At 69.0% G+C, this 24,676-nt stretch carries 22 protein-coding genes, 1 tRNA gene and 2 pseudogenes; 8 read left to right on the top strand and 17 right to left on the bottom strand.

Annotated features, from left to right (window positions below; all coding sequences use genetic code 11):
* Nucleotides 1-12: 12 nt before the first annotated feature.
* The 3 genes and pseudogenes from ACV229_RS33330 to cysC all read left to right on the top strand — a co-directional run bounded on the left by ACV229_RS33330 (nucleotide 13) and on the right by cysC (nucleotide 1,314).
* Nucleotides 13-87 (top strand) — tRNA-Val (locus tag ACV229_RS33330).
* Between the two features lie 120 nt (nucleotides 88-207).
* Nucleotides 208-444: pseudogene (locus ACV229_RS33325) on the top strand (alpha-hydroxy-acid oxidizing protein); the annotation flags it as partial.
* Nucleotides 445-774: 330 nt separating this feature from the next.
* On the top strand, nucleotides 775-1,314 hold the full coding sequence (cysC, locus tag ACV229_RS33320) for an adenylyl-sulfate kinase (RefSeq protein ID WP_448087345.1): 540 nt from the start codon (nucleotides 775-777) through the stop codon (nucleotides 1,312-1,314).
* A 72-nt stretch (nucleotides 1,315-1,386) separates the two neighbouring features.
* Here the strand turns inward: cysC and ACV229_RS33315 are convergent, their stop codons facing one another.
* The 10 genes from ACV229_RS33315 to hutH form a co-directional block, all read right to left on the bottom strand.
* On the bottom strand, nucleotides 1,387-2,781 hold the full coding sequence (locus ACV229_RS33315) for an aspartate aminotransferase family protein (RefSeq protein WP_448087344.1): 1,395 nt from the start codon (nucleotides 2,779-2,781) through the stop codon (nucleotides 1,387-1,389).
* Nucleotides 2,782-2,832: 51 nt separating this feature from the next.
* Nucleotides 2,833-4,170: a glutamine synthetase family protein gene (locus ACV229_RS33310; protein ID WP_448087343.1), complete on the bottom strand. Its 1,338-nt coding sequence runs from the start codon at nucleotides 4,168-4,170 to the stop codon at nucleotides 2,833-2,835.
* A gap of 12 nt (nucleotides 4,171-4,182) precedes the next feature.
* Nucleotides 4,183-4,992 (bottom strand): gamma-glutamyl-gamma-aminobutyrate hydrolase family protein, encoded by an 810-nt coding sequence (locus ACV229_RS33305; RefSeq protein WP_448087368.1) that lies wholly within the window; start codon nucleotides 4,990-4,992, stop codon nucleotides 4,183-4,185.
* 635 nt (nucleotides 4,993-5,627) lie between these two features.
* Nucleotides 5,628-6,425, bottom strand: a complete 798-nt coding sequence (hutG, locus tag ACV229_RS33300; RefSeq protein ID WP_448087342.1) for an N-formylglutamate deformylase — start codon at nucleotides 6,423-6,425, stop codon at nucleotides 5,628-5,630.
* 60 nt (nucleotides 6,426-6,485) lie between these two features.
* A complete protein-coding gene (locus tag ACV229_RS33295; protein ID WP_448087341.1) occupies nucleotides 6,486-7,862 on the bottom strand; it encodes a formimidoylglutamate deiminase in 1,377 nt (458 codons plus the stop codon).
* Nucleotides 7,863-7,873: 11 nt separating this feature from the next.
* Nucleotides 7,874-9,097 (bottom strand): imidazolonepropionase, encoded by a 1,224-nt coding sequence (hutI, locus tag ACV229_RS33290; protein ID WP_448087340.1) that lies wholly within the window; start codon nucleotides 9,095-9,097, stop codon nucleotides 7,874-7,876.
* A gap of 4 nt (nucleotides 9,098-9,101) precedes the next feature.
* Complete coding sequence (locus tag ACV229_RS33285) at nucleotides 9,102-9,725, bottom strand: HutD/Ves family protein (RefSeq protein WP_448087339.1); 624 nt, start codon at nucleotides 9,723-9,725, stop codon at nucleotides 9,102-9,104.
* A 2-nt stretch (nucleotides 9,726-9,727) separates the two neighbouring features.
* Nucleotides 9,728-11,416, bottom strand: a complete 1,689-nt coding sequence (gene hutU / locus ACV229_RS33280) for a urocanate hydratase (protein WP_448087338.1) — start codon at nucleotides 11,414-11,416, stop codon at nucleotides 9,728-9,730.
* 38 nt (nucleotides 11,417-11,454) lie between these two features.
* Nucleotides 11,455-12,150, bottom strand: a complete 696-nt coding sequence (hutC, locus tag ACV229_RS33275) for a histidine utilization repressor (protein ID WP_448087337.1) — start codon at nucleotides 12,148-12,150, stop codon at nucleotides 11,455-11,457.
* A 4-nt stretch (nucleotides 12,151-12,154) separates the two neighbouring features.
* Nucleotides 12,155-13,678 (bottom strand): histidine ammonia-lyase, encoded by a 1,524-nt coding sequence (gene hutH / locus ACV229_RS33270; protein WP_448087336.1) that lies wholly within the window; start codon nucleotides 13,676-13,678, stop codon nucleotides 12,155-12,157.
* A gap of 223 nt (nucleotides 13,679-13,901) precedes the next feature.
* On the opposite strand from hutH, the gene ACV229_RS33265 reads away from it, so the two are divergent.
* Nucleotides 13,902-14,822, top strand: a complete 921-nt coding sequence (locus ACV229_RS33265) for a glutamate/aspartate ABC transporter substrate-binding protein (RefSeq protein ID WP_448087335.1) — start codon at nucleotides 13,902-13,904, stop codon at nucleotides 14,820-14,822.
* A 31-nt stretch (nucleotides 14,823-14,853) separates the two neighbouring features.
* Here ACV229_RS33265 and ACV229_RS33260 read toward each other — a convergent pair whose 3' ends face one another.
* A complete protein-coding gene (locus ACV229_RS33260; RefSeq protein WP_448087334.1) occupies nucleotides 14,854-15,645 on the bottom strand; it encodes a 4'-phosphopantetheinyl transferase family protein in 792 nt (263 codons plus the stop codon).
* Nucleotides 15,646-15,834: 189 nt separating this feature from the next.
* Nucleotides 15,835-16,866, bottom strand: coding sequence for an alpha/beta hydrolase family protein (locus ACV229_RS33255; protein WP_448087333.1), 1,032 nt, complete (start codon nucleotides 16,864-16,866; stop codon nucleotides 15,835-15,837).
* A 144-nt stretch (nucleotides 16,867-17,010) separates the two neighbouring features.
* Between ACV229_RS33255 and ACV229_RS33250 the strand changes: the two genes are divergently transcribed.
* The 3 genes from ACV229_RS33250 (at nucleotide 17,011) to ACV229_RS33240 (ending at nucleotide 19,522) form a co-directional block, all read left to right on the top strand.
* Complete coding sequence (locus ACV229_RS33250) at nucleotides 17,011-17,952, top strand: LysR substrate-binding domain-containing protein (RefSeq protein ID WP_448087332.1); 942 nt, start codon at nucleotides 17,011-17,013, stop codon at nucleotides 17,950-17,952.
* Between the two features lie 227 nt (nucleotides 17,953-18,179).
* On the top strand, nucleotides 18,180-19,409 hold the full coding sequence (locus ACV229_RS33245) for an MFS transporter (protein ID WP_448087331.1): 1,230 nt from the start codon (nucleotides 18,180-18,182) through the stop codon (nucleotides 19,407-19,409).
* Nucleotides 19,400-19,522: a hypothetical protein gene (locus ACV229_RS33240; protein WP_448087330.1), complete on the top strand. Its 123-nt coding sequence runs from the start codon at nucleotides 19,400-19,402 to the stop codon at nucleotides 19,520-19,522. Before ACV229_RS33245 ends, ACV229_RS33240 begins: the two co-directional genes overlap by 10 nt.
* A gap of 14 nt (nucleotides 19,523-19,536) precedes the next feature.
* On the opposite strand, the pseudogene ACV229_RS33235 reads toward ACV229_RS33240, so the two are convergent.
* Nucleotides 19,537-19,695, bottom strand: a pseudogene (locus tag ACV229_RS33235) (FAD-binding domain-containing protein); the annotation flags it as partial.
* A gap of 286 nt (nucleotides 19,696-19,981) precedes the next feature.
* Between ACV229_RS33235 and ACV229_RS33230 the strand changes: the two are divergent.
* The gene (locus ACV229_RS33230) at nucleotides 19,982-20,461 is read left to right on the top strand and encodes an SRPBCC domain-containing protein (protein WP_448087329.1); all 480 of its coding nucleotides are present in this window, start codon (nucleotides 19,982-19,984) and stop codon (nucleotides 20,459-20,461) included.
* 70 nt (nucleotides 20,462-20,531) lie between these two features.
* Here ACV229_RS33230 and ACV229_RS33225 read toward each other — a convergent pair whose 3' ends face one another.
* The 4 genes from ACV229_RS33225 to ACV229_RS33210 are packed head-to-tail and all read right to left on the bottom strand — an operon-like array spanning nucleotide 20,532 to nucleotide 24,668.
* Nucleotides 20,532-21,536 (bottom strand): acetyltransferase, encoded by a 1,005-nt coding sequence (locus tag ACV229_RS33225; RefSeq protein WP_448087328.1) that lies wholly within the window; start codon nucleotides 21,534-21,536, stop codon nucleotides 20,532-20,534.
* Nucleotides 21,537-21,554: 18 nt separating this feature from the next.
* Nucleotides 21,555-22,346 carry an SDR family oxidoreductase gene (locus ACV229_RS33220; RefSeq protein WP_448087327.1) on the bottom strand — a complete coding sequence of 264 codons (792 nt, stop codon included), beginning with the start codon at nucleotides 22,344-22,346 and terminating at the stop codon, nucleotides 21,555-21,557.
* A 37-nt stretch (nucleotides 22,347-22,383) separates the two neighbouring features.
* Nucleotides 22,384-23,556, bottom strand: coding sequence for a sulfotransferase family protein (locus ACV229_RS33215; RefSeq protein ID WP_448087326.1), 1,173 nt, complete (start codon nucleotides 23,554-23,556; stop codon nucleotides 22,384-22,386).
* Nucleotides 23,553-24,668: a DUF1214 domain-containing protein gene (locus tag ACV229_RS33210; protein ID WP_448087325.1), complete on the bottom strand. Its 1,116-nt coding sequence runs from the start codon at nucleotides 24,666-24,668 to the stop codon at nucleotides 23,553-23,555. The genes ACV229_RS33215 and ACV229_RS33210 overlap by 4 nt, the downstream gene beginning before the upstream one ends.
* Between the last annotated feature and the right edge of the window lie 8 nt (nucleotides 24,669-24,676).

Genomic DNA, 24,676 nt, shown 5'->3' with positions numbered 1-24,676 from the left:
TTCATCTTCTTCGGGCGGTTAGCTCAGCGGTAGAGCACTGCCTTCACACGGCAGGGGTCACTGGTTCGATCCCAGTACCGCCCACCAGGATTCATCGGTGTGTGAAGCCCGAAAGAACAAAGGCCCTCAGGCGCAAGCCGAGGGCCTTTTTCTTTTCTCAGCCATTTCTCGGCCATTTCTCGGCCCCGAGAACCTCACTTCGAACATTACCCGGTGATGATCGACCGCGGCTTTCGCCGAGGCGCGGATCTGCTGAAGTCGCTGGCGCTGGGCGCCCGCATGGTGTTCATCGGACGGCCCTTCAATTACGCCGCGGCCGTGGCAGGCGAAGCGGGTGTCGCGCACGCAATCCGTCTGCTGCGCGAGGAAGTCGACCGCAACATGGCCATGACGGGCGCCAGCAGCTGCAGCCAGCTCACACCCGAATGGCTGATCCGCAAACGCGGAGCGTGTCGAACGCTATCCCCCGCTCGACGCGACGTTTGTCATGCCTGTTGTGCGATCATCGAAAGTTCGTCGACATCACGACAGTCGCGGCAGCCTGTGCCAGCAGCGCCGACCCGGCAAATATTTCATGTCGACCACGGTAATTCTTTCGAATTTCAAGATATTCAGCCCGTCATGTAATGATCGGTAATTGTTGTGTAACATTCGCCGGAATCCGGATGCATAGAATCGGCCGACAATACCGGCCGACCGAAGCTGCGCCGCCGTCCTTTCAACTTGCACGAACGCGTTTCGTCGTGACCGGCACGGATTCGGACTGACATACACATGACAACACCCAGTTCCCATACCTTGTGGCTCACCGGTCTGAGCGGCTCAGGCAAGTCCACGCTCTCGCAGGAAATCGCCGCGCGCCTGCGCGCGCGCAACATTCCCGCGTGCATCCTCGACGGCGACGAGTTGCGCGCCGGCGTCTCGCCCGACCTCGGATTCACGCGCGAAGGGCGCGCCGAAAACTGCCGGCGCACCGCCGAAATCGCGAAATTGCTCAATGCGCAGGGCATCACGGCGATCGTCGCGCTGATCTCGCCTTATGAAGCCGACCGGCAGCGGGCGCGTCAGATCATCGGCCCTGACCGCTTTGTCGAGATCTACCTGAAGATCGATATCGCGACGTGTTCCGCGCGCGATCCCAAGCAGCTCTACGCCAAGGCGATCACCGGCCAGACGAGCCGGTTCACCGGCATCTCGGATCCCTACGAGGTGCCCGTCAATCCGGACATCGTCATCGAAACCGGCCAGATCGACGTCGCATCGTCGGTCGAACTCGTGATGGCATTCGAGCAAGAGCATTTCGCGCTCGCGTGATTCCCGATCGCGTAATCGTTTGCGGCGTGGCCCGGTCCGTCGCGGCAAACGCATGACCGCGCCGCATGCGCTTCAGACGCCCAGCCGCTGCGCCGTCGCATCGAACGCGCGCGTCGCCTTCTCGACGATCTCGTCGACCTCGCCCTCGCCGATCACGAGCGGCGGCGACAGCAGCATCCGGTCGCCGGTCGCGCGCATGATCAGGTTGCCGTTGAAACAGAAGTCGCGGCAGATCATGCCGACTTCGCCGCCGTTGTCGAATCGCACGCGCCGCGCCGGATCGCGCGCAAGCTGAACGCCCGCGACGAGTCCCTCGCCGGCGATCTCGCCGACGAGCGGATGACGCCCAAGCGCGTCGCGCAGCCGGCGCTGGAAATACGGCCCGATGTCGCGCTTCACGCGCGCGACGATCCCTTCGTCGCGCAGCAGCTTCAGGTTCGCGATCGCGACCGCCGCCGCGACCGGGTGACCCGAATACGTCATCCCGTGATTGAATTCGCCGTGCTCGATCAGCGCCTGCGCGACCCGGTCGTGCAGCGCGACCGCCCCCATCGGCACATAGCCGCTCGTCAGTCCTTTCGCGAGCGTCATCAGGTCAGGCTCGAAGCCGAAGTGCTGGTGCGCGAACCACTCGCCGGTACGGCCGAAGCCGCCGATCACTTCGTCCGCGACGAGCAGGATGTCGTACTGGCGGCAGATCCGCTGGATCTCCGGCCAGTACGTCGACGGCGGGAAGATCACGCCGCCCGCGCCCTGGAACGGCTCGCCGATGAACGCGGCCACGTTCTCCGCGCCGAGCTCGACGATCTTCGCCTCGAGCTGCCGCGCGCGTGCAAGACCGAACGCATCGGGCGTCATGCCCGCTTCCGCTTCGCCGAAGAAGTACGGCTGGTCGATGTGCACGACATGCTCGACCTTCGACGACATCTGCTCGTGCATGTAGTCCATCCCGCCGAGCGTCGCGCCCGCGATCGTCGAGCCGTGGTAGCCGTTCCTGCGCGAGATCACGTATTTCTTTCGCGGCTGCCCCTGCACGCGCCAGTACTGGTGCACGACGCGCAGCACGGTGTCGTTGCCTTCCGAGCCGCTGTTGCAATAGAAGAAGCGGCTGAAGCCGTCAGGTGCCACGTCGGCGAGCAGCGCGGAGAGTTCGATCACCGGCGGGTGCGTCGTCTTGAAGAACGTGTTGTAGAACGACAGTTCGCGCATCTGGCTCGCCGCGGCGTCGATCAGCTCCGCACGGCCGTAGCCGACGTTCACGCACCACAGGCCCGCCATCCCGTCGATGATCCGGTTGCCGTCCGAATCCCACAGGTAGACGCCGTCCGCCTTCACGATCACGCGGCTGCCCGCGCGGTTGAGCGCGCCCATGTCGGAGAACGGATGGATATGGTGCGCGGCGTCGAGTGCGCGATATTGCGCGGTCGTGCGCGGCGCGGCGCTCGAATGTGCAAGGCGGTCGGTCATGCTGTCCTCCCGGGTTCCTGAATGGGTGGGCGACGCGGCCTGCGCCGCGCGTCATACGTGCAGCAGCAGATGCCTGCGCTCCCACGAGCTGATCACGCGGAAGAACGCTTCGTACTCGGTTTCCTTCAACGCGAGATACGCCTTCACGAACTTCTCGCCGAGAATCGCGGCGAGCGGCGTGCATGCCGCCATCAGCGAGATCCCCTCCTCCAGGTTGCGCGGCAGCTGGTACGGCAGGTCGTAGCCGTCCGACGCGAGCGGCTCGGTCGGATCCAGCCGCTGCGTGATGCCGAGATAGCCGGCCGCGAGCGTCGCCGCGAACGCGAGGTACGGGTTGCAGTCAACGCCCGGAATGCGGTTCTCGATGCGCCGCGCGACGGGGCTCGACTGCGGGATGCGGAAGCCGACCGTGCGGTTGTCGTAGCCCCACTGCACGTTGATCGGCGCGGCCATGAAACGCGACAGCCGGCGATACGAATTGATGTACGGCGCGAAGATCGGCATCAAGGCCGGCGTGTACTTCTGCAGCCCCGCGAGATAGCTGCGGAACAGCGGCGTCGCGTCGCCGTTCGCGTCGGAGAACAGGTTCATGCCGGTCTGCGGATCCGCGAGGCTCTGATGAATGTGCATCGCGGAGCCGGGCTCGTGCTCCATCGGCTTGGCCATGAACGTCGCGTACATGTTGTGGCGCAGCGCGGCCTCGCGCACCGTGCGCTTGAACAGGAACACCTGGTCCGCGAGCGACATCGCATCGCCGTGCACGAAGTTGATCTCCATCTGCGCGGCACCGACTTCGTGGATCAGCGTTTCGATGTCGAGCCCCTGCATGTCGCAGTACTCGTAGATATCCTCGAACAGCGGATCGAACTCGTTGACGGCCTCGATCGAGTACGACTGGCGCCCCGTCTCCGCGCGCCCGGTGCGGCCGACGGGCGGACGCAGCGGTAGGTCGGGGTCGGCGTTCATGTCGACCAGGTAGAACTCGAGCTCGGGCGCGACGACCGGCTGCCAGCCTTTCGCCCTGTACAGGTCGAGCACGCGGCGCAGCACGTAGCGCGGCGAGATCTCGACGGGTGAGCCGTCGAAGTGCACGCAGTCGTGAATCACCTGCGCGGTCGGCTCGACGGCCCACGGGACCAGGCAGATCGTCGACGGGTCCGGCACGCACACCATGTCCGGATCGGTGACGCCGGTCAGCGTGCCGTCTTCCGGGTAGTCGCCGGTGACGGTCTGCACCATCACGGCCTGCGGCAGGCGCATCGATTCGCCGGACTCGAACTTGTTGCGCGGAATGATCTTGCCGCGCGCAATGCCGGCCATGTCCGGAATGATCGCCTCGACCTCGGTGATGCGATGCTGCCTCAGGAATTCGCCCAGTTCGGGTTGCATGATCGGCCTCTCTCAGTCGAAGTCAGGTGCGGCCGGCGGCGCGATGTCGCCGTGCCAGGCCGCATGGATGCGATGCGTCATGCGCGCGCGGCACGCCGCGCCGAATGCCGCGAAGATGTCGCGCGACAGCGGCTGCTCGGCGTACCGCCATTCCGGATGCCATTGCACGCCGAGCGCGAACGCGCGTGCCCCGCGCACGCTGATCGCCTCGATCAGCCCGTCGGGCGCGCTCGCCTCGACGATCAGGCCCGCGCCGAGCCGCGCGATGCCCTGGTCGTGCAGCGAATTCACCGTCGCTTCCTGCGCGCCGCGCGCGATCCGCTGCAGCACGCCGTTGGCCGCAAAGCGCACGACGTGCGCGGGGCCGTACTGCGACTCGAGCGGATCGGACGGCCGCTCGCGATGGTCGGCGAAACCCTCGGTCGCATGCAGCCGTTGATGCAGCGTGCCGCCGTAGACGACGTTCATCTCCTGCATGCCGCGGCAGATCGCGAGCACGGGCACGCCGGCGTCGATCGCCGCGCGCATCAGCGGCAGCGCGGTCGCATCGCGCGCCGGATCGTGCAGCGTGCCGGGCGCGCTCGCGGCCCCGCCGTAACGATGCGGCTCGACGTTCGAATAGCTGCCCGTAAACAGCAGCCCGTCGACCGCGGCGACGAGCGCATCGATCGGCTGGCGCACGCCGAGCGCGGGCAGCACGAGGGCGAGCACGCCAGCGCCATCGACGAGCGCGGCAAGGTACTTCTCGCCCGCCGCATGGCTCGGATGCGCGCCGCTCATCGTGCGATCGGCGGTCACGGCGACGACAGGACGCGGACGCATCATCGCCCCTCCTCCCGCGTCGGAGCGCCGACTCGCAGCGACAGGCGACGCGATGCCGCGCCCGTGCGCGAGCGCACGCAACGCTGCTCACGCGAACCGCCACGTACCGCCGACGCACACACGTGTGCCACCCCGCCGCACGCACGACGCTGTGCGGCACGCTGGTACGACCCGGAACGGACGAAGCAAAGGACGCTAGGGCAACAACGACGCGCTACCGTCGCACTGAAGCGCGCTGAACGCACGTGTGGCCACGAGATTGAAGCGGCGCAGGCCGCGGCGGGACATGGCGATGACGCGAGGCGGGCTGGATTGGGCGGACCGCGCACCGCGATCGGCATGCCGGACAACACCGGTGCGATGCGGCGCGCCCGCCGACGGACTTCGCGTCCGGCGTTTCGAAGGGCTTGCGGCTTTCACGATCGTACTCGACTGACTGATTGACGTAGGCAGATGTGACCACTACCTGACATTCAGCTTATATCACCTGGAAATTGCGTCAAATTTCCGGTGTCGGCGTCGGTATTAACCCTGAACAAAGCAAAAGCGGCATCGATCTGCAGAATCGATGCCGCCCGTTGCGGTGCCACGCGATGCGATACGGAGCGCGGCGCCGCGTGCCGCCGTTCGTGCGTTCAGCGATAGGCGAGCGCGGTTTCGACGAGTGTCTGCAACAGCGGCGACACCCGCGCGGCGCGCGCTTCGTCGTACGCGTACCGGCGCGTCTCGTCCATGTAGGTGATCTGCGCGAGCTCGAGCTGCACGGCCTGCACGCCCGTGTCGGGCACGCCGTAGTGACGCGTGATGTAGCCGCCCTTGAAGCGGCCGTTCGCGACCGCCGTAAAGCCGCCGTGCGCGATCACGCGCTCGGCCAGCGCTTCAGCCAGGCCGGACGCCGCGCTCGCGCCGTTCGCGGTGCCGAAGTTGAAGTCCGGCAGCCGCCCGTCGAAGAAGCGCGGCACGTGCGAACGGATCGAGTGCGCCTCCCACACGAGCGCGCGGCCGTGCTCGCGCTTCAGTCGCGCGACCTCGCCCTGCAGCGCGTCGTGGTACGGCCGCCAGTAGCGGTCGCGGCGGCGCATGATCTCGTCGTTGCCGGGCAACGCGCCCGCCGGATAGAGCGGTGCCTTGTCGAACGTGTCGACCGGCACGAGCCCGGTCGTGTCCTGCCCCGGATACAGGTTCTCGTTGTCGGGCGGGCGGTTCAGGTCGACGACGTAGCGCGCGTGCGACGGCACGAGCACCGATGCGCCGAGCGCGACGGCAAAGCCGTACAGGCGTTCGAGGTGCCAGTCGCAGTCGTCGACGAAGCGCGCGTCGGGCGTCATCATCGCCGCGATGTCGTCGGGAATGAACGTGCCCGCATGCGGAATCGAGATCAGCAGCGGCAGCGTGCCCTGCTTCAGCGTGAATACAGCCGGTTGGTCGGTCATGTCGGTTCACCGTGTCGGTCGGACGGCACGTGCCCCGCGGCACGCGCCGGGTGCCGCGCGTCAGCGCAGCAGTTGCGCCAGCGCGGCGCGGTAATCGGCATACGCGGCGGCTTCGTCGCGATGGCGGCGTTCGCGCACGACGCACTCGCCGCCCGTATAGACGTCGCGCACCGGCGTGTCGCCGTGCTCGGCGAACACCGCGCCGGACAGCCACGCGGCGCTGTCGTGCTCGGCGATCGCCGGATGATCGGGGTCGAGCACGAGCCAGTCGGCCCGGCAGCCGGCGCGCAGCGCGCCGATGCGCCGCCCGCTCGCCTGCGCGCCGCCTGCAAGCGACGCGTCGAACAGGCGATCCGCGACGTAGGGCTGCGTGTCGCTCGCGAGCACGTTGCGCGCGCGATGCACAAGGCGCTGCCCGTATTCGAGCAGGCGCAGCTCCGCACGCCAGTCGACCGACGCATGGCTGTCGGAGCCGACGCCGATCACGCCGCCTTGCGCGAGATAGTCGACGGCCGGGAACACGCCGTCGCCGAGGTTCGCTTCCGTCGTCAGGCACAGGCCCGCGACCGCGCGGCGCTTCGCGAGCGCCTGGGTCTCGGCCGCGTCGACATGCGTCGCGTGCACGAGGCACCAGCGCGCATCGACGTCGAAGCGATCGAGCAGCCATTGCACGGGCCGCGCGCCATGCGTGCGCACGCAGTCGTCGACCTCGGCCGTCTGTTCGGCGATATGGATATGCACGGGCGCATCGTCGGGCAGCCCGTCGAGCAGCGTGCGCAGCCCGGCTTCGGACACCGCGCGCAGCGAATGCGGCGCGACGCCGTAGCGCAGCGCGCCGTTCTCGGGCGCCACGCGGCGCATCGCGTCGAGCAATTCGAGCAGGCCGTCGGGCGTGTTGATGAAGCGGCGCTGGTCGTCGCGCGGCGGCTTGTTGCCGAAGCCCGCGAACTGGTACGACACCGGCAGCATCGTGATGCCGATGCCGGCCGCGCGCGCCGCGTCGATCACGCGCGTGCCGAGCTCGGCGATCTGCGGATAGCGCGAGCCGTCCGGCGCGTGATGCACGTAGTGGAATTCGCACACCGACGTGTAGCCGCACTTCAGCATCTCGACGTACAGCCAGCGCGCGACCGCCGCAAGCGCTTCGGGCGTGATCTTCAGCGCGAAGCGGTACATCAGGTCGCGCCAGCTCCAGAAGCTGTCGGACGGGTTCGCGCGGTATTCGGTCAGCCCCGCCATCGCCCGCTGGAACGCGTGCGAGTGCAGGTTCGGCATGCCGGGCAGCACGGGCCCCGCCGCGCGCGCGACGCCGGCCGGCGCGTCGGTGTCGGGCGTCACTTCGGTCAGCGTGCCCGTCGCATCCCAGCGCAGCAGCACGTTGCGGCGCCAGCCGTCAGGCAGGTAGGCATGGTCCGCGAACAACGTCGTGTCGGTCATCGTGAGTCTCATCATCCGTTCGTGCGGCGAAACACGGTCGTCCCGCCGCGCACGACCTGCTCGCACAGCGGGCGGCCGATCCAGTAAGCGAGTTCCGCAAGCGAGCCGACCGGCCACACCGCGAAATCGGCCTGGCGGCCGACTTCGAGCGCGCCGTGCCGGTCCGCGCGGCCGAGCGCCGCGGCCGCGTGGCGCGTGACGCCCTGCAGCACTTCAGGCACCGTCATGCGGAACAGCGTGCAGCCGAGGTTCATCGTCAGCAGCAGCGATTCGAGCGGCGACGTGCCGGGGTTGTGGTCGGTCGCGAGCGCGATCGGCACCTGGTGCTTGCGCAGCAGGTCGAGCGGCGGCAACTGCGTCTCGCGAATGAAGTAGTACGCGCCGGGCAGCAGCACGGCGACCGTGCCGGCCGCCTTCATCGCTTCGATGCCGGCTTCGTCGAGGAATTCGAGGTGATCGGCGGACAGCGCGCGGTAGCGCGCGGCGAGCGCGGTGCCGCCCGCGTTCGACAGCTGTTCCGCATGCAGCTTGACCGGCAATCCGCGCCGCGTCGCTGCGTCGAACACGCGCTCGGTCTGCGCGAGCGAAAAGCCGATGCGTTCGCAGAACACGTCGACCGCATCGACGAGGCCTTCGTCGGCCAGCGCCGGCAGCATCCGGTCGCACACTTCGTCGATGTATGCATCTGCGCGCCCCGCGTATTCGGGCGGCAGCGCGTGCGCGCCGAGGAACGTCGTGCAGACCGTCACCGGAAAGCGCTCGCCGAGCTGGCGCGCGACACGCAGCATCTTGCGCTCGCTCGCGAGGTCGAGCCCGTAGCCCGACTTGATCTCGATCGCGGTCACGCCTTCCGCGAGCAGCGGCTGCAGGCGTGCGGCGGCCTGCACGAACAGCGTCGTTTCGTCGGCCGCGCGCGTCGCGCGCACCGTCGACACGATCCCGCCGCCCTGCCGCGCGATTTCCTCGTAGCTGACGCCCGCAAGGCGCTGCGCGAATTCGTCCGCGCGCGTGCCGCCGTACACGAGGTGCGTGTGGCAATCGACGAGGCCCGGCGTCACCCACGCGCCGTGCAGGTCTTCGCGCGTCCAGTGCGCATAGCCGTGCGGCAGCGCGGAGAACGCGCCGAGCCAGGCGATCGTGCCGGTTTCGTCGACGGCAATCGCCGCGTCGTCGATCGTCTCGTCGGGATGGCCGTGCGGACACAGCCTCAGGTGATGCCAGACAGTCGGTTTCATGCGTTCAGTTCGTATCGGTAGCGTCAAGCGACACGGCGAGCAGCGCGCCGTCGCCGCTCACCGCGACGTCAAACGCACGCTGCGGCCCGTCGAGCCGCAGCGTGTCCATTTCTTCCAGCGTAAAGGTGGCGCCGTCGGTGGCGCCGTCGAGCGCGACCTGCACCGTGCCCGTCGCGCAGTACAGCAGCACCGTGTCGGCGCGTGCCACGCGATGCGTGCCGGCACGCCATGCGGCGACCGTCCCGCGCGTCGTCGCGCGGCGCGTCATCAGGTTGAAGTCGCGCGTCGGGCCGTCGTGCAGCGTCGCGTCGATCGCCGTCTCGCCCGCGAAATCCGCACGCGCGAGCGGCACATCGAGCACGTGGCGCGCGCCGTCGGCGGCCGCGAGCGTCATGCCCGCGCCGGACAGCAGCACCAGCGTGCGGTCGATCCCTTCGAAGCGCGAAAACGGCCCCGCCGCGGCGACGTCCGCGACGCTCACGCGCCACGCGAACGCGTCGAGCGCGGCGCCGGGGGGGAACGCGGCGATCTCGCGCGTGACGCCGCCGCCGTTCTTCCACGGCGACGCAACGAGATCCGCCGCGCGGATCAGCGCGGCGGCCACCGGCGCCTGGTCGAGCGCCGTCATGCTCAGCGGCCGAGCATCGGCAGCTTCAGGCCGGCTTCGCGGGCCGTCTGCTGCGCGAGTTCGTAGCCGGCATCCGCATGGCGCATCACGCCCGTCGCCGGGTCGTTCAGCAGCACGCGGCCGAGGCGCTCGTGCGCTTCAGCGGTGCCGTCCGCGACGATCACGACGCCCGAGTGCTGCGAGAAGCCCATGCCGACGCCGCCGCCGTGGTGCAGCGACACCCACGATGCACCGCCTGCGGTGTTCAGCAGCGCGTTCAGCAGCGGCCAGTCGCTGACTGCGTCCGAGCCGTCCTTCATCGATTCCGTTTCGCGGTTCGGGCTGGCGACCGAGCCGGTGTCGAGGTGATCGCGGCCGATCACGATCGGCGCCTTCAGTTCGCCGTTCTTCACCATCTCGTTGAACGCCTGGCCGAGGCGGTAGCGATCCTTCACGCCGACCCAGCAGATCCGCGCCGGCAGGCCCTGGAACGCGATGCGTTCGCGCGCCATGTCGAGCCAGTTGTGCAGGTGCGGATCGTCGGGGATCAGTTCCTTGACCTTCTGGTCGGTCTTGTAGATGTCTTCCGGATCGCCCGACAGCGCGACCCAGCGGAACGGGCCCTTGCCTTCGCAGAACAGCGGGCGGATGTACGCCGGCACGAAGCCCGGGAAGTCGAACGCGTTCTCGACACCCATTTCCAGCGCCATCTGACGGATGTTGTTGCCGTAGTCGAGCGTCGCCGCGCCGCGTTCCTGCAGCGTCAGCATCGCGCGCACCTGCACCGCCATCGACTGCTTCGCGGTCTTCACGATGCTTTGCGGATCGACCTTCTGTGCCTCGCGCCATTGCGCGACAGTCCAGCCTTGCGGCAGGTAGCCGTTGATCGGGTCGTGCGCGCTCGTCTGGTCGGTCACGCAATCCGGCGTGATGCCGCGCTCGACGCACTCGGTGAACACGTCGGCCGCGTTGCCGAGCAGGCCGATCGACACCGGCTTGCCGGTGCGCTTCGCTTCCTCGATCATGCCGAGCGCTTCGTCGAGGCTCGTCGCCTTCTTGTCGACGTAGCGGGTCTTCAGGCGGAAGTCGATGCGCGTCTCGTCGCATTCGACCGCGATCATCGAGAAGCCGGCCATCGTCGCCGCGAGCGGCTGCGCGCCGCCCATGCCGCCCAGGCCGCCCGTCAGGATCCAGCGGCCCGACGGATCGCCGTTGAAGTGCTGGTTCGCGACCGCGAAGAAGGTTTCATAGGTGCCCTGCACGATGCCCTGGCTGCCGATGTAGATCCAGCTGCCGGCCGTCATCTGGCCGTACATCATCAGGCCCTTGCGGTCGAGCTCGTTGAAGTGGTCCCAGGTCGCCCAGTGCGGCACGAGGTTCGAGTTCGCGAGCAGCACGCGCGGCGCATCCTTGTGCGTGCGGAACACACCGACCGGCTTGCCCGACTGGACCAGCAGCGTCTCGTCCTCGTTCAGGTCCTTCAGCGACGCGAGAATCTGGTCGTAGCATTCCCAGTTGCGCGCCGCGCGGCCGATGCCGCCGTACACGACGAGCGCGTGCGGGTGCTCGGCGACTTCCGGATCCAGGTTGTTCTGGATCATCCGGTACGCGGCTTCCGCGAGCCAGGTCTTGCAGGTCTTCTCGCTGCCGCGGGGTGCGCGGATCGTGCGCGTCGGGTCGAGACGGGGATCGATGTGTTTCGGATGGTTCATGACGACTGCTCCCGAGGGAAATGAAAAATCAATAGGATTCAGAAATGCCCGGTGAAGCGATAACGGCTGCCGGGATGCCACAGATTCGCCACCGAGGCGACGACGCCCTGCGACCAGGTGCGCCGATGTAAAACCAGACACGGTTCGACGTCGTCCATCCGAAGCTGCTCGCGCCGCCCGGGCGCCGGAGCCGCCGCTTCGATCCGGTACTCGACGCGCTGCAGCGGGGCCGCGCGCATCAGGTACTGGTTCGGCGTCGTGTTCGTGAAATCCTGCTCGGCGTAATCCGGCGCGACCGCCGGATTCACCCACCGCTCTTCGAGCTGCACCGGCTCTTCGTTCTCGAAGTGCAGCACCTGCGAATGAAACAGCTTCGTGCGCACCGCCACCTGCATCTCGTCCGCGAGCGCCTCGTCGGCCTTCACGGTGTCGAGGCCGAGCACACGGGCGTGATACGCATGCCCGCGCGCCGCGACTTCCTCGGAAATGCTGCGGATCGCCACCAGGGTCGACTCGTACTTCGGCCGCGCGACGAAGGTGCCCGCGCCTTGCACGCGCGTGATCACCTGCTCGGCCGTCAACTCGCGCAGCGCGCGGTTGACGGTCATGCGCGCGACCTTGAACTCGCGGGCCAGCTCGTTCTCGGACGGCACCTGATCGCCCTCCGCCCACTCGCCGGCATGAATGCGAGCCAGGATGAAATCCTTGATCTCCTGGTAGACCGGTGCGCTCATCGGCTTACTGTTCCGACTTGAACGAGAACGGGCTGTGCTGCGCGAACGCACGCTCGTCGACCAGCTTCGCGATCACCGCGATGTCCGGCGCGAAGTAGTGGTCGAGTTCGTAGTGCGCGACCTTGCCGCGGATCGTTTCCATCACTTGCGCGAGCTTCGGGCTCGTGTGGTGCGGCGCGCGCAGGTCGACGCCCTGTGCGGCGGCGAGCAGTTCGATCGCGAGGATGTGCTTCGTGTTGTCCGCGATGTCGGCGAGCTTGCGCGCGGCGAACGTCGCCATCGACACGTGGTCTTCCTGGTTCGCCGACGTCGGCAGCGAGTCGACCGATGCCGGGTGCGCGAGCGTCTTGTTTTCCGACGCGAGCGCGGCGGCCGTCACGTGCGCGATCATGAAGCCCGAGTTCACGCCGCCATCCTTCACGAGGAACGGCGGCAGGCCCGACAGCGTCGCGTCGATCAGCAGTGCGATGCGGCGTTCGGCCAGCGCACCGATTTCCGATGCGGCGAGCGCGAGGTTGTCCGCCGCGAACGCGACCGGCTCAGCGTGGAAGTTGCCGCCCGACAGCACTTCGCCGGTGTCCGGGAAAATCAGCGGGTTGTCCGACACCGCGTTCGCTTCGACCAGCAGCACGTCGGCCGCATGGCGCATCTGGTCCAGGCACGCGCCCATCACCTGCGGCTGGCAGCGCAGGCTGTACGGGTCCTGCACCTTGCCGCAGTCGCGGTGCGACAGGTTGATCGCCGAGCCCTCGAGCAGCGCGCGGTATGCCTCGGCCGCATCCATCTGGCCCTGGTGGCCGCGCAGTTCGTGAATGCGTGCGTCGAACGGCTTCACCGAGCCGGCAGCCGCGTCGACCGACAGCGCGCCCGCGACGAGCGCGGTGCGGTACAGGTCTTCGATCGCGAACATGTTGTCGAGCGCCAGCGCCGTCGATGCCTGCGTGCCGTTCAGCAGCGCCAGGCCTTCCTTCGCCTGCAGCGTCATCGGCGCGAGGCCCGCGACGCGCAGGCCGTCGACCGCGCTCGCACGCTCGCCGCGGATGAACACTTCGCCGACGCCGAGCAGCACCGCCGACATGTGCGCGAGCGGCGCGAGGTCGCCCGATGCGCCGACCGAGCCCTTCACCGGGATCAGCGGCAGCACGTCCGCGTTGAACAGCTTGATCAGCGCGTCCATCACTTCGCGGCGGATGCCCGAGTGGCCGCGGCCGAGGCTCGACAGCTTCAGCGCCATCAGCAGACGTACCGACGAGCGCGCCATCGGCTCGCCGACGCCGACCGCGTGCGACAGCACGAGGTTCTTCTGCAGCAGTTCGAGCTGGTCGTGCGGGATGTGCGTGCTGGCCAGGCGGCCGAAGCCCGTGTTGATGCCGTATGCCGGCTCGCCCTTCGCGGCGATGTCGGCGACGGCCTTCGCGCCTGCGTCGATCTTCGCGAAGCTCGCCGGGTCGAGCGCGAGCTGGACGGGTTCGCGGGCGATCTTGCGCAGTTGCGGGAGGGTCAGGTGGCCGGGGGTGAGCGTAATCATGTGAGCAATCCTGTCTAGACAAGTTCGGAATGGATGCAGTGTAGCCATCCCAACTTGTATAGACAACCCGTTTTTCACCGATTTCGACTCAGGAGTTTCCCTGATGTCCGGAATCCCCTGCCGGATCGCGCTGCCCGGCTCCGTATTTATCAGATGTTGCAATTATTTTGTCTTTGGCAACATACGAATCACCCCGCACGCCATGTGCTCTGGAGACCCTGCCATGAATACCCCGCCGCGGTTCGCCGCCCTGCTCGCCCGCTGCACGTTCGTCGCCGCCTGCGCCGCGGCCTCCTGCGCGCCGCTCGCCGCGGAGCCGCTCACCGGCACGCTCGCGAAGATCCAGCAAAGCAACCTGATCGCGATCGGCCATCGCGAAACGTCGGTGCCGTTCTCGTACGTCGATGCGAACAGCAAGGTGATCGGCTTCTCGCAGGACCTGTGCGACCGCGTGATCGCCGCGGTCAAGGCGCGCACCGGCAAGCCGGACCTGCAGGTACGCTTCATTCCGGTCACGTCGCAGAACCGCATTCCGCTCGTGCAGAACGGCACCGTCGACCTCGAATGCGGCGTGACGACGAATCTCGCCGCGCGTCATGCGCAGGTCGCGTTCTCGACCACCTTCTTCGTCGCGACGACGCGCCTGCTCACGCGCACGACGTCGGGCATCCGCGACTTCCCCGACCTGGCCGGCAAGACCGTCGTGACCAACCAGGGCACGACGTCCGAGCGCCTGCTGCGCAAGATGAACGAGGAAAAGAAGATGAACATGCAGATCATCAGCGCGAAGGACTACGGCGAGGGGCGCCTCACGCTCGAATCGGGCCGCGCGGCCGCGTACATGATGGACGACGTGCTGCTCGCGGGCGTGCGTCAGCTGTCCGCGAAGCCGGCCGACTGGGTAATCGTCGGCACGCCGCAATCGTCGGAGGCATACGGCTTCATGCTGCGCAAGGACGATCCGCAGTTCAAGGCGCTCGTCGACGGCGTGCTCACGCAGGCGATGAAAAGCGGCGAGATCAACGCGCTGTACGACAAGTGGTTCATGAAGCCCGTGCCGCCGAAGGGGCTGTCGTTCGATTTCCCGATGAGCGACGTGATCAAGGCGCGCTACGCGGCGCCGAACGACACGCCGCTCGAATGAGCGGGCATCGGTCCGGGCACAGGCTCGCGAATCAGCCGCTGCGCGTCCACGCGACGCACGCCGCGTAGCCGGGCGCCGCGTCGAGCCACGCGGCGTCGAACGCGGCGACGCCGGCCGCGGGCGCCGCGGGCGCGACGACCTGTATCGACGGTGTCGCCGCAGCGCGCGGCGGCACCACCGCGAACGCGCTCAGCCCGCCGACGATGCCGGTGCCGAGCGCCTTCAGCAGCGCTTCCTTCGCGGCCCATACGCGCATGAACGCGTCGGCGCGCGCGGGGGCCGGCAGGCTGTCCAGGTACGCGGCTTCGGCGCGCGTGCAGACCTCCCGGGTCAGCGCGCGCCAGTCGGATGTGCGGCCGCAGCGCTCGATGTCGACGCCGACGCGGCAGGCCGGCGACCACGCGATCAGCGCGTGATCGCCCGCATGCGACACGTTGAAATCGAGCGGCGCGCGATGCGCGCGATGCGCGGGATCGAGCGCCGGACGGCCGGACTCGCCGACGACGAGCGCCACCGCGTGCGGCGCGACGCCGAGTTGCGGACCGAGCACGTCGCGCAGCGCGGCACGCGTCGCGGCGCTGCGCACGGTGTCCTCCCGGCGCAGGAACCGGCCGGCCCGCGCGCGCTCGGCGTCGCTCAGCGCCGCGTACGCACGCGACGCGAGCGGCACGCGCCAGTCGAAATCGATACGCACGACCTGAACGCCCGCGCGGCGCGCGGCCGGCGGCACGTCGAGCGCATGCGCGCAGTATGCGCGCTGCGTGGCGGAGCCGGAATCGGAATCGGAATCGGGAGCGGGAGCGGGAGCGGACGGGATGGACATCGACGCGTAGCCTGCGGAGCGAAATGTCCGATGTTAATCGATCGCCACGGGTGTGGGCGCCGTGCGGTCTGCGGCGCAGAAGCTCGCGACGCCCGCCTTATCGCCGCGTATTCGTGTAGTCGTGTAGTCGTGTAGTCGTGTAGCCGTTTAGCCGTTTAGCCCTTTTCGACCATTCAGTCGTTCGACCATTCAGCCGTTCGCCGCCGCACCGCCGTGCGCATGCCGTGTGCGCGCCGCGTCATGGCGTGCATGGACGACACCCGGCGCATCGACCGGCAGCGCGCCGTGCTGCAGCCAGTGCAGCGCCACGGGCCAGAGCGTCGCGGTGAAGCGGCTGTGAAAGAACGCGAAATGCCCGATCGCGTCGACGCCGATATCGCGCGGCGCGATCCGCAGATGCGTGACGTCGCTGCCCGTGTAGTAGCCGATCAGCCGCTCGATCGCGGCAACGGTGCCGAACGCGTCGTCGTCGAGCCCGATCGCGAGCATCGGCGCGGTCAGCGCCGCGAAGCGCGCGGGCAGTTCCGCGCGGCTCGCAGCGCTCTCCGCATGCGGGCCGCGCGTGTAGCCCTCTTCGAAACGCGGCTGCGAGCGCGCCCACGACAGCGCAACGCCGCGCGGCGTGTCTTCCATCCAGCCGAGACGCTTCGCGGGCACATACCCGCAGACCGCCGCGAGCGCCGGCATCGCGACGTGCCACTTCCACCACATGCGCCGTCGCTCGAGCGGCAGGTAATCGCGCCAGTACGCGTATTGCGCGCCGACCGTCAGCACGCGCCGCACGTACACGTTCGACGGCGCAAGCCCGAGCACGAAGCCGCCGATGCTGTGCGCGACGACATCGATCGGCTGGCCGGGAAACATGTCGCGCGCATGCTGCAGCGCGGCCTCGCAGTCGAGCCGCCCCCAGTCGAGCCAGTTCGCGCGCAGGCGCGCGAGGCGCGCGGGACGCGACCCGCCGATGCCGCGATAGTCGTAGACGAGCACGTCATGCCCGTGCGCATACAGCCACGCGGCAAAGCGGAAGTAATAGTCGCAGCGTACCGACGTCGCGCAGTTCACGACCGTGACCGGCCGCCCGGCCGCACCTGCGCGATGCCGCCATACGTAGCCGCGCAGCGCATAACCGTCCGCCGCACGCAGCGTCACCGGCTCCGGCGGCAGCGGGTCCGCGGCGCGGTCGCCGCGCCGTTCGCGGACCGTCTGGTTCGAATTCGTCATCTTGCCTCCAGGCTCGGGCCGGTTGCCCGGCTCATCGTGACTGCCGTCGGTCGCCTGCGCGCGCGACCCCGTGCGCCTCCATTGAACTTGACGCGCCGCGCGATCTCAACCAATCTTCCTGCTCCGTTCGCATGAGTCCGACGCATGTCAACGCCTCTCGTCCGTCTCCCGTCGCTGGATCTCGTGCGCGGCTTCGTCGCGGTCGGCCGCCGCATGAGCATCACGCTCGCCGCGCAGGATCTGTGCGTGACCCAGTCCGCCGTCAGCCGCCAGGTGCATGCGCTCGAGGCGCATCTCGGCGTCGCGCTGCTCGAGCGCGGCTACCGGAAGATCGCGTTCACGCCCGAGGGCGAACGCCTGTTCCGCGTCGCCGACGCGGCGCTGCGCAGCCTGCAGGACACCGTCGGCACGCTCGCCGCCGCGCGCGAACGCCAGCCCGTCACGATCACCGCGAGCATCGGCGTCACCGCGCTGTGGCTGCTGCCGCGGCTCGGCCGGCTGCAGGCGCGCCTGCCGGACGTCGACCTGCGCGTCGCCGCGAATGACAAGGTACTCGATTTGCGCGCCGAAGGCATCGACCTCGGGATCCGCTACTGTCCGCGCGATCGCGCGCCGGCGGGCGCCCGGCACCTGTTCGACGAGACCGTGCTGCCGGTCGCGCACCCGGCGCTCGCCGCGCGGCCGATCGTGGACGCCGCCGCGCTGGCGGGCCACGTGCTGCTCGAATTCGACGGGCCGCCGCTCACGCAACTGCGCTGGCTCGACCACCTGCGCGCGGCCGGGCTCGGCGACGCGCGCCCGAAAGGCGTGCTGCGCTTCAACCAGTACGACCAGGTGATCCAGGCGGCCATCGCCGGCCAGGGCATCGCGCTCGGGCGGCTCGCGCTCGTCGCGCCGATGCTCGCGGACGGGCGCCTCGCGGTGCTCGGCCCGCGCGCGCCGGTGCCGCAGAACAGCTACGGCTACTGGCTGTTCCAGCGCGATCCCGCGCCGCGGCGCGAGGTCGCCGACGTGCGCGACTGGATCTGCGCGGAGGCCGCCGAATGCGATGCGGTGATGCGCGCGCACGATGCGGCACGGGGCTGAGCGGGCAAGCAACCATCCGCAAAGGTACGCGCGAACGACGCGCTGCCGCCGTATGTCCGACCTCACGCCACATCGCCAAGCGTTCTGCCGCCGCACGCCCGTCACATGCGCCGCGCGCATGCGAACCTGACCGAATGATCGCTTGAGCGTCGCTGCGGGCGCGCCGTCTAATCGAACCGTTCGCGCGCCCTTTCCGCCGCGCGCCGCCGACCTTCCGGAGACGCCCGATGACCCCGCTCACGCACGAGTTCCGCTACCGCTGGCTGCCCGTCCTTGCCGGCGGCCTGATCATGGGCGCGGCGCTCGGCATCCGCCACGTGCAGGGCCTGTTCCTCACGCCCGTCACGCTCGATCACGGCTGGTCGCGCGAAACGTTCGGCCTCGCGCTCGCGCTGCAGAACCTGGTCTGGGGCATTGCACAGCCGTTCACCGGGATGATCGCCGACCGCTTCGGCTCGGCGCGCGTGATCGTCGTCGGCATGCTGCTGTATGCGCTCGGGCTCGTGACGATGGCGCACGCGGCATCGCCCGGCGTCTTCACGGCCGGCGCGGGGCTCGTGATCGGCATCGCGCTGTCCGGCTCCGCGTTCGCCGCGATCTACGGCGCGCTGAGCCGCCTGTTCCCGGCCGAGCAGCGCGGCTGGGCGCTCGGCGTCGCGGGCGCGATCGGCGGGCTCGGCCAGTTCTGCATGGTGCCCGCCGCGCAGAGCCTGATCGGCGGCGTCGGCTGGATGCATGCGTTCATCGTGCTCGCGCTCGTCGCCGTCGTGCTCGCGCCGCTCGCAGTGCTCCTGCGCGACCGTCCCGCGCATGCGGCCGGCGCGCAGGAGCACGACCAGTCGATCGCCGATGCGGTGCGCGAGGCGTTCTCGCACCGCGGATTCTGGCTGCTCAACGCCGGCTTCTTCGCGTGCGGCTTCCAGCTCGCCTTCATCGCGACGCACCTGCCCGCGTATCTGCTCGATCACGGGCTGCCGGCCCGCCACGCGAGCGTCGCGCTCGCGCTGATCGCGCTGACCAACGTCGCCGGCACCTATGCGTGCGGCCATCTCGGCGGGCTGCTGCGCCGCAAGTACGTGCTGTCCGTGCTGTACCTCGTGCGCGCGCTCGCGATGGCCGCGTTCGTCGCGGTGCCGCTGTCGCCGGCGAGCGTCTATGCGTTCGCGGCCGTGATGGGATTCACGTGGCTCGGCACGGTGCCGCTGACGAACGGCGTCGTCTCGCAGGTGTTCGGCGTGCGCTACATCGCGACGCTGTTCGGTTTCGTGTTCTTCGGGCACCAGCTCGGCAGCTTCTTCGGCGTATGGCTGGGCGCCGTCGTCTACGACTCGGCGCATTCGTACCTGCCGCTATGGATCGGCTCGATCGCGCTCGGCGTGCTCGCCGCCCTGCTGCACCTGCCGATCGACGATGCGCGCGTCGCCCGCCCGGCGCAGGGGAAGCCCGCATGGGCATGATCCGCGCCGCACTCGCGGCCGGCGCGCTCGCGTTCGTCGCATGGTGTGGCGCCGCGTACTTCGAGCCAGGCGTCGCGTTCGCGATGCTCGAGCACGTCGCGTTCTGCAACTGAAAACCGAAGCGGCGTCAGCGGCCCTTCTTCAGCGTGGCCAGCGCGTCCAGCGCGCGCAGCCGTGCGGCGTCGTGGTCGACGAGCGGCGCCGGATAGTCGACGCCGAGCCGGATGCCGGCCGCTGCGAGCATCGACGGCGACGCGGTCCACGGCGCGTGGATCGCCGCGTCGTCGTGGGCCACGCCCCCGTCCCCCGTAAAACGCCTTAGTCCATTCCGACGATTTTTCGCGGCGCGCGACCGCCTACGCTCGACGTCGGGCATGTCGCGACGCGCGGCGCGCACCGGCCAATGCCGCGCGCCGCACCCTGCACTTGCCCGCCAGGCGCGCCGGCGCCGGCGGCATGCACACGCTGCCCGCCGCACCCGCGCATTCGATCCCGACTGTCGTGGCAGCACGCGCCAATTCCGTACCGTTTCCGCGCCACTGCCGCGACCCAACCCGTCCCATCACGCCGCCATGACCAAAGCCGCCAATCTCGTCACCTCGATCACCGTCGACATCGACGCCCCTGCGTCGGTCGTCTGGGAAGTGCTGACCGACTTCCCGCGCTATGCCGAATGGAACACCTTCTGCGTCGGCCTCGAAACGACCGGCCGCCTCGGCGATCTCGTCTGCATGCAGGTCCGGATTCCGGACACCGGCGACGTGATCCCGGTCAACGAAACCCTCGTCGCGTACGAGCCCGAGCGCCTGCTGTCATGGGAACAGCGCCCGACCGACGACAACAAGGACGCCGCGCGCCGCGACCAGTACATCGACGCAGACGGCCCCGGGCGCTGCCGCTATTTCACGACCGACCAGTTCCTCGGCGTCAACGCGGACACGATCATGCGCAATCACGGCGCGTGGGTGAAGCGCGGCTTCGACCAGTGCGCGCTCGACGTGAAGGCGCGCGCCGAAGCGCTGCACGCGGCGCGCAGCCGCAAGCGCGCGTAAGCGGAGATATGCGATTGCCCGCGCGGGAAACCGCGCGGCGCAACGCGACCCGACGTGACGCGATGGAACGTCAGTCGATCCGGAACGCTGCCTCGAAACAGGCGACGAACGCGTCGAACTCCGTTTCCGGCAGGTGGTTGATGCCGCCCGCCCGCTTGCGGCCGCCGCCCGTCGCGAAGCCGCGGCAGAAATCGTCGGCGCCGAGCGGCCGGCCGTCGGGCACGCGCACGCTGACGACGAGCCCGCCGTCCGCGCGCGGCGACAGCACCGCGAGCGCGGCGCCCGGCTGGCTGCGCATCCGCTCGTTCGCGAGCATCCCCGTCGCGCGCCGCGCCCACGCGTAATCGGGCATCCGGATCAGCGTCGCGCCGGGCACTTCACGCAGCGGCGCGAGCGCGCTTGCGCGCGCCATGTCGTCGCGGTAACCGTCGCGCAGCGCCGTGAACACCGGCGTACCGCGCACGAAGTCGAGCGGATCCGCGCACGGCAGCATCGCGTCGGCAAGCACCGCCGGATCGAAGTGCAGATCGCCGACGCAGTCGCCGTACGCGTTGTAGTTCAGGTAATGCCCGAGTTCCGCGAACGTGCGCGTGTCCGCTTCGCCGATCCCGTGCGCGCGCGCGAGCGCGTCGCCAAGCGCCGGCAGCTCGTCGCCGAACGTCGCGACGATCGCCCAGCGCACGTGCCGGCCGCCGAGGCGACGGTTCACGAGCATGCTCGTGCACACGTCCGCCGCGGTGTCGATGTGCGCGTCGAATCGCGGATCGTCCGGCAGGTTTCCCGCGAAGTGATGGTCGAAATAGCGGATCGCGACGCCGTCGTTCAGCAGCCTCGCGACGGCCTCGCGATTCTGGTCGTGCGACACGTCCAGCACGGTGATCCGGTCGCCCGCGCGCGCGTCGATCCGCGCGACGAGGCGCACGTCGCGCTTCACGCCGGTGACGAGCGTGCCGCGCCCGCCCTCGGCGAGCCGAAGTTGCTGAAGCGCGCACAGGCCGTCCGCGTCGCCGTTGAACGCGAAGAAGTGCTGCCCGCCGCCGTTTGCGTGATCATTTGCCTGATCGTTTGCCTGCATCCTCTGCCTCTCCATTCGTCAGGGCATGAAATCGCCGCCGTTCGCGTCGAGCGTCGCGCCCGTCACCGCGTTCGCGTAGTCGGACGCGAGGAACAACGCGGCCCGTGCGCAGTCGTCGTCGGTCGGCAGGCGCGCGAGCGCGATGTTCGACGCGATCGGCGCGATGATCTCGTCGTCGGTCACACCGTACTCGGCCGCCGCCTGGCGAAAGTAGGTCTGGGTCGGCACGCCCCACATCCACCCCATGTGGATGCTGTTCGCGCGGATCCCGTGCGCGCCGAGTTCGCGCGCCAGGTATTTTGCCGCAACCGCGAGCGCCCCCTTCGATACAGCGTAGCCGGCTTCGCCTGCAAACGGCTTTCTGGTCGCCTGCGTGTTGATCATCACGATCGCGCCGCGCCGCTGCCGCTTCATGTGCGGCACGATTTCCTGCGTGAGCGTCATCGTGCCGAACACGTTGGTGTCGAACACCGCGCGCCAGCCGTCGAGGTCCGCGGCGTCGACCGGCTCCGGAAACGCGCCGTGCACGAACGCGCTGTTCACGAGCGCGTCGATCCGGCCGAACTGCGCGACGGCCGCGTCCGCGAGCTGCCGGCACTGCGCGCGGTCGGTGATGTCGGTCACCTGCTTCAGCACCTCGCAATCGACGCCGAGTTCGCGAATGCGTTGCGCCGCGTCGTCGAGCTTCGCGGCCGTGCGCGCGGCGACGACGACGCCTCGCGCGCCCTCGCGCGCCGCCTCGACCGCGAGCTTCACGCCGAGCCCTGGTCCGATGCCGGAAATCACGACGATCTTGTCCTTCAGCAACATGGCTTGTCTCCTAGTGTGTATGGAAAGTGCGGTGCGATCAGCCGCCCGCCTGCAAGTGGCGCGCGCGATACGCGGCGAAATCGTGCGCGAGCTGCGCGTCGGTGAAGCCGAAACGCGCGATCGAATAGTCGTGCGCGGCGCGCTTTTCCCGGCCGTTGCGCGCGAGCCAGTCCTGCATCGCCGCGCGCGCGCCGGCGTCGAGCGGCATCCCCGCGAAGCGGTACACGGCTTCGGCGACGCCGAGCGGGTTCGCGACGGTGTCCTCGAAACGCACGTCGAGAAACCGGTCCGCCGGCAGCGCGTCGCGCGCGGCCATCGCGGCGCCGATCGCGCGCGCCATCCCGGCGTTCCATTGCGCGCCGACGACGCGCGGATCCGGATCGTCCGCGTACATCTGCCACAGCGTGTGCGCCATGCTCGCCATCGACGGAATCGTCTGCGCCGGATCGCGATGTGTGAGCACGACCTGCGCGCGCGGGAACACGCGGCACAGCACGTCAAGCGCATGCAGGTGCTGCGGCGTCTTCAGCAGCCAGCGCGCGGCCGGCGCGACGCCACGCTGCGCCTTCTGCCACTGCAGGAACTGCAGCATCCGCTTCAGGTACGCATAGACGGGCGTGAGATCCTGCCGCGCGAGCCACGCCGTATAACTCGGCACGTTCGCATACGAATCCATCGCGCAGACGAACGAATGCTCCATCAGCATGAACTCCTCGTCCGCGAGCAACGCATCGAGCGGATGGATCGACAGGATCTGCGGAATGCAATCGATCATCTGCGCGACCTCGGCCTGCGCACGCGCGATGCGCACGGTCGGCGCGTCGGGCGTCTCGCCGGCGAGCGGCGCCGGGTAGCGGGTTTCCCACCACGCGGCCGAGTGAAAGCGCGGGTCGACCGCCAGCATCCGCTGCAGCAGCGTGGTGCCCGTGCGCGGCAGGCCGACGATCACGAGCGGATCGTCGATCGCGATCGCCTCGATCTCCGGACGGCGCCGGCAGTATTCCTCGACGATGAGCCGGTTGACGAGCTGCCCGACGAGCTTCTCGCGCATCATGGCCGCGCCGCGCACGGACAGGTTCGCTTCATTCACGAGCGACGCGCACAGCACGTCGAGCACTTCGCGATACGGTCCGTCGCCGAACGCGGTGAGGCCGCCCGCGCGCGTTATGGCTTCAGCGATCAGGCTTTCGACGTCGAGTGGCGCACTCATACCGCCTCCTTCAGCGTCGCGAGCTTGACCACGCGGGTGCGCGGATGCACGGGTTCGGCCGCGCCGACCCAGCGCCAGCAGATCGTGCCGGTGCGATGCCCGGCCGTGTCGAGCCAGTTCGCGCGGCCGGGATCGGGATTCGCGGCGGCGACGATCACCGTCACGCCGCCGTGCGCATTCAGGCGCACGCGATGCTTGTTCACGCACACGTCGAAATGACGGTAGTCGAGCGATTCCATCCAGTAGTTGTTCAGCTGCACGTTCCAGAAATCGCAGTCGGGCACGCGCTCGACGTCGATCACGAGCGCCTCGTCGTCCGCGAGCGACCAGCACGAGTGGTAGTAATAGATGTTCGGATCGCCGCCGACCGACTGGCACAGCGCCTGGTCCGCGGGCGGCAGCGCGTTCGCGTGCGGCCGGTAGCTCGCGGCCCAGTCGGCGAACAGCCGCGCGGTCTGCTCGACGAACTGCGCGGCGCGCGTGAGGCCGCCGTGCAGCGCGACGGGATCGAGCGGCGCGGGACGGTCCTGCGCGTCGACGCGTTCGATCTTCAGTTGCGCGGGCGTCTCGCCGCGCCGGTCGAGGAACGTCTGCCGCACGAGCAGCGCGTTCGTGCCGGGCTCCATGCGCAGCCAGTTGCCCGCGCGCGGCGTCTGGCTCAGCACGATCTCGACGCTGCCGTCCGGTGCGGTCTCGAGCTGCTTCGCGTCGAGAAAGCCGGTCTGCAGCATCTTGCCGTCGCTCTCGTAGCCGCCCTTCTGCGTGCCGAAGCTCAGGTACGCGACCGTGCCGCGCCGCCCCGTCACGCGATAGTCGAAGCGGCCGTCGATGCGCGCGTACTGGTACAGGTTGTCGGGGTTGTCCGCGCCGATCTTCGCGGTCTCGTGCGACGGCGAGAAGAAGCCCGGCCACGCGCCGTCGGCGAACTCGACGTGCATCTCGAGCGCGATGCGCATCAGCCGGCTCAGGTAGCGGAACCCTTCCGCGCGCGTGAGCGGATCGTCCGGCGCTTCGGCGCGCAGGATCTGCTGGCCGCTGCGTTTCAGGGTGTCGCAGAAATCGGCCCAGGTCTGGCCCGAAAGCAATTGCGTGGCACGTGTGTCGTCCGTCATGTGTCGTC

It is taken from the genome of Burkholderia sp. MR1-5-21, assembly GCF_053427715.1.
Note: the sequence above shows the minus strand (reverse complement) of the source record. Positions and strands in the feature narration are given on the sequence as shown.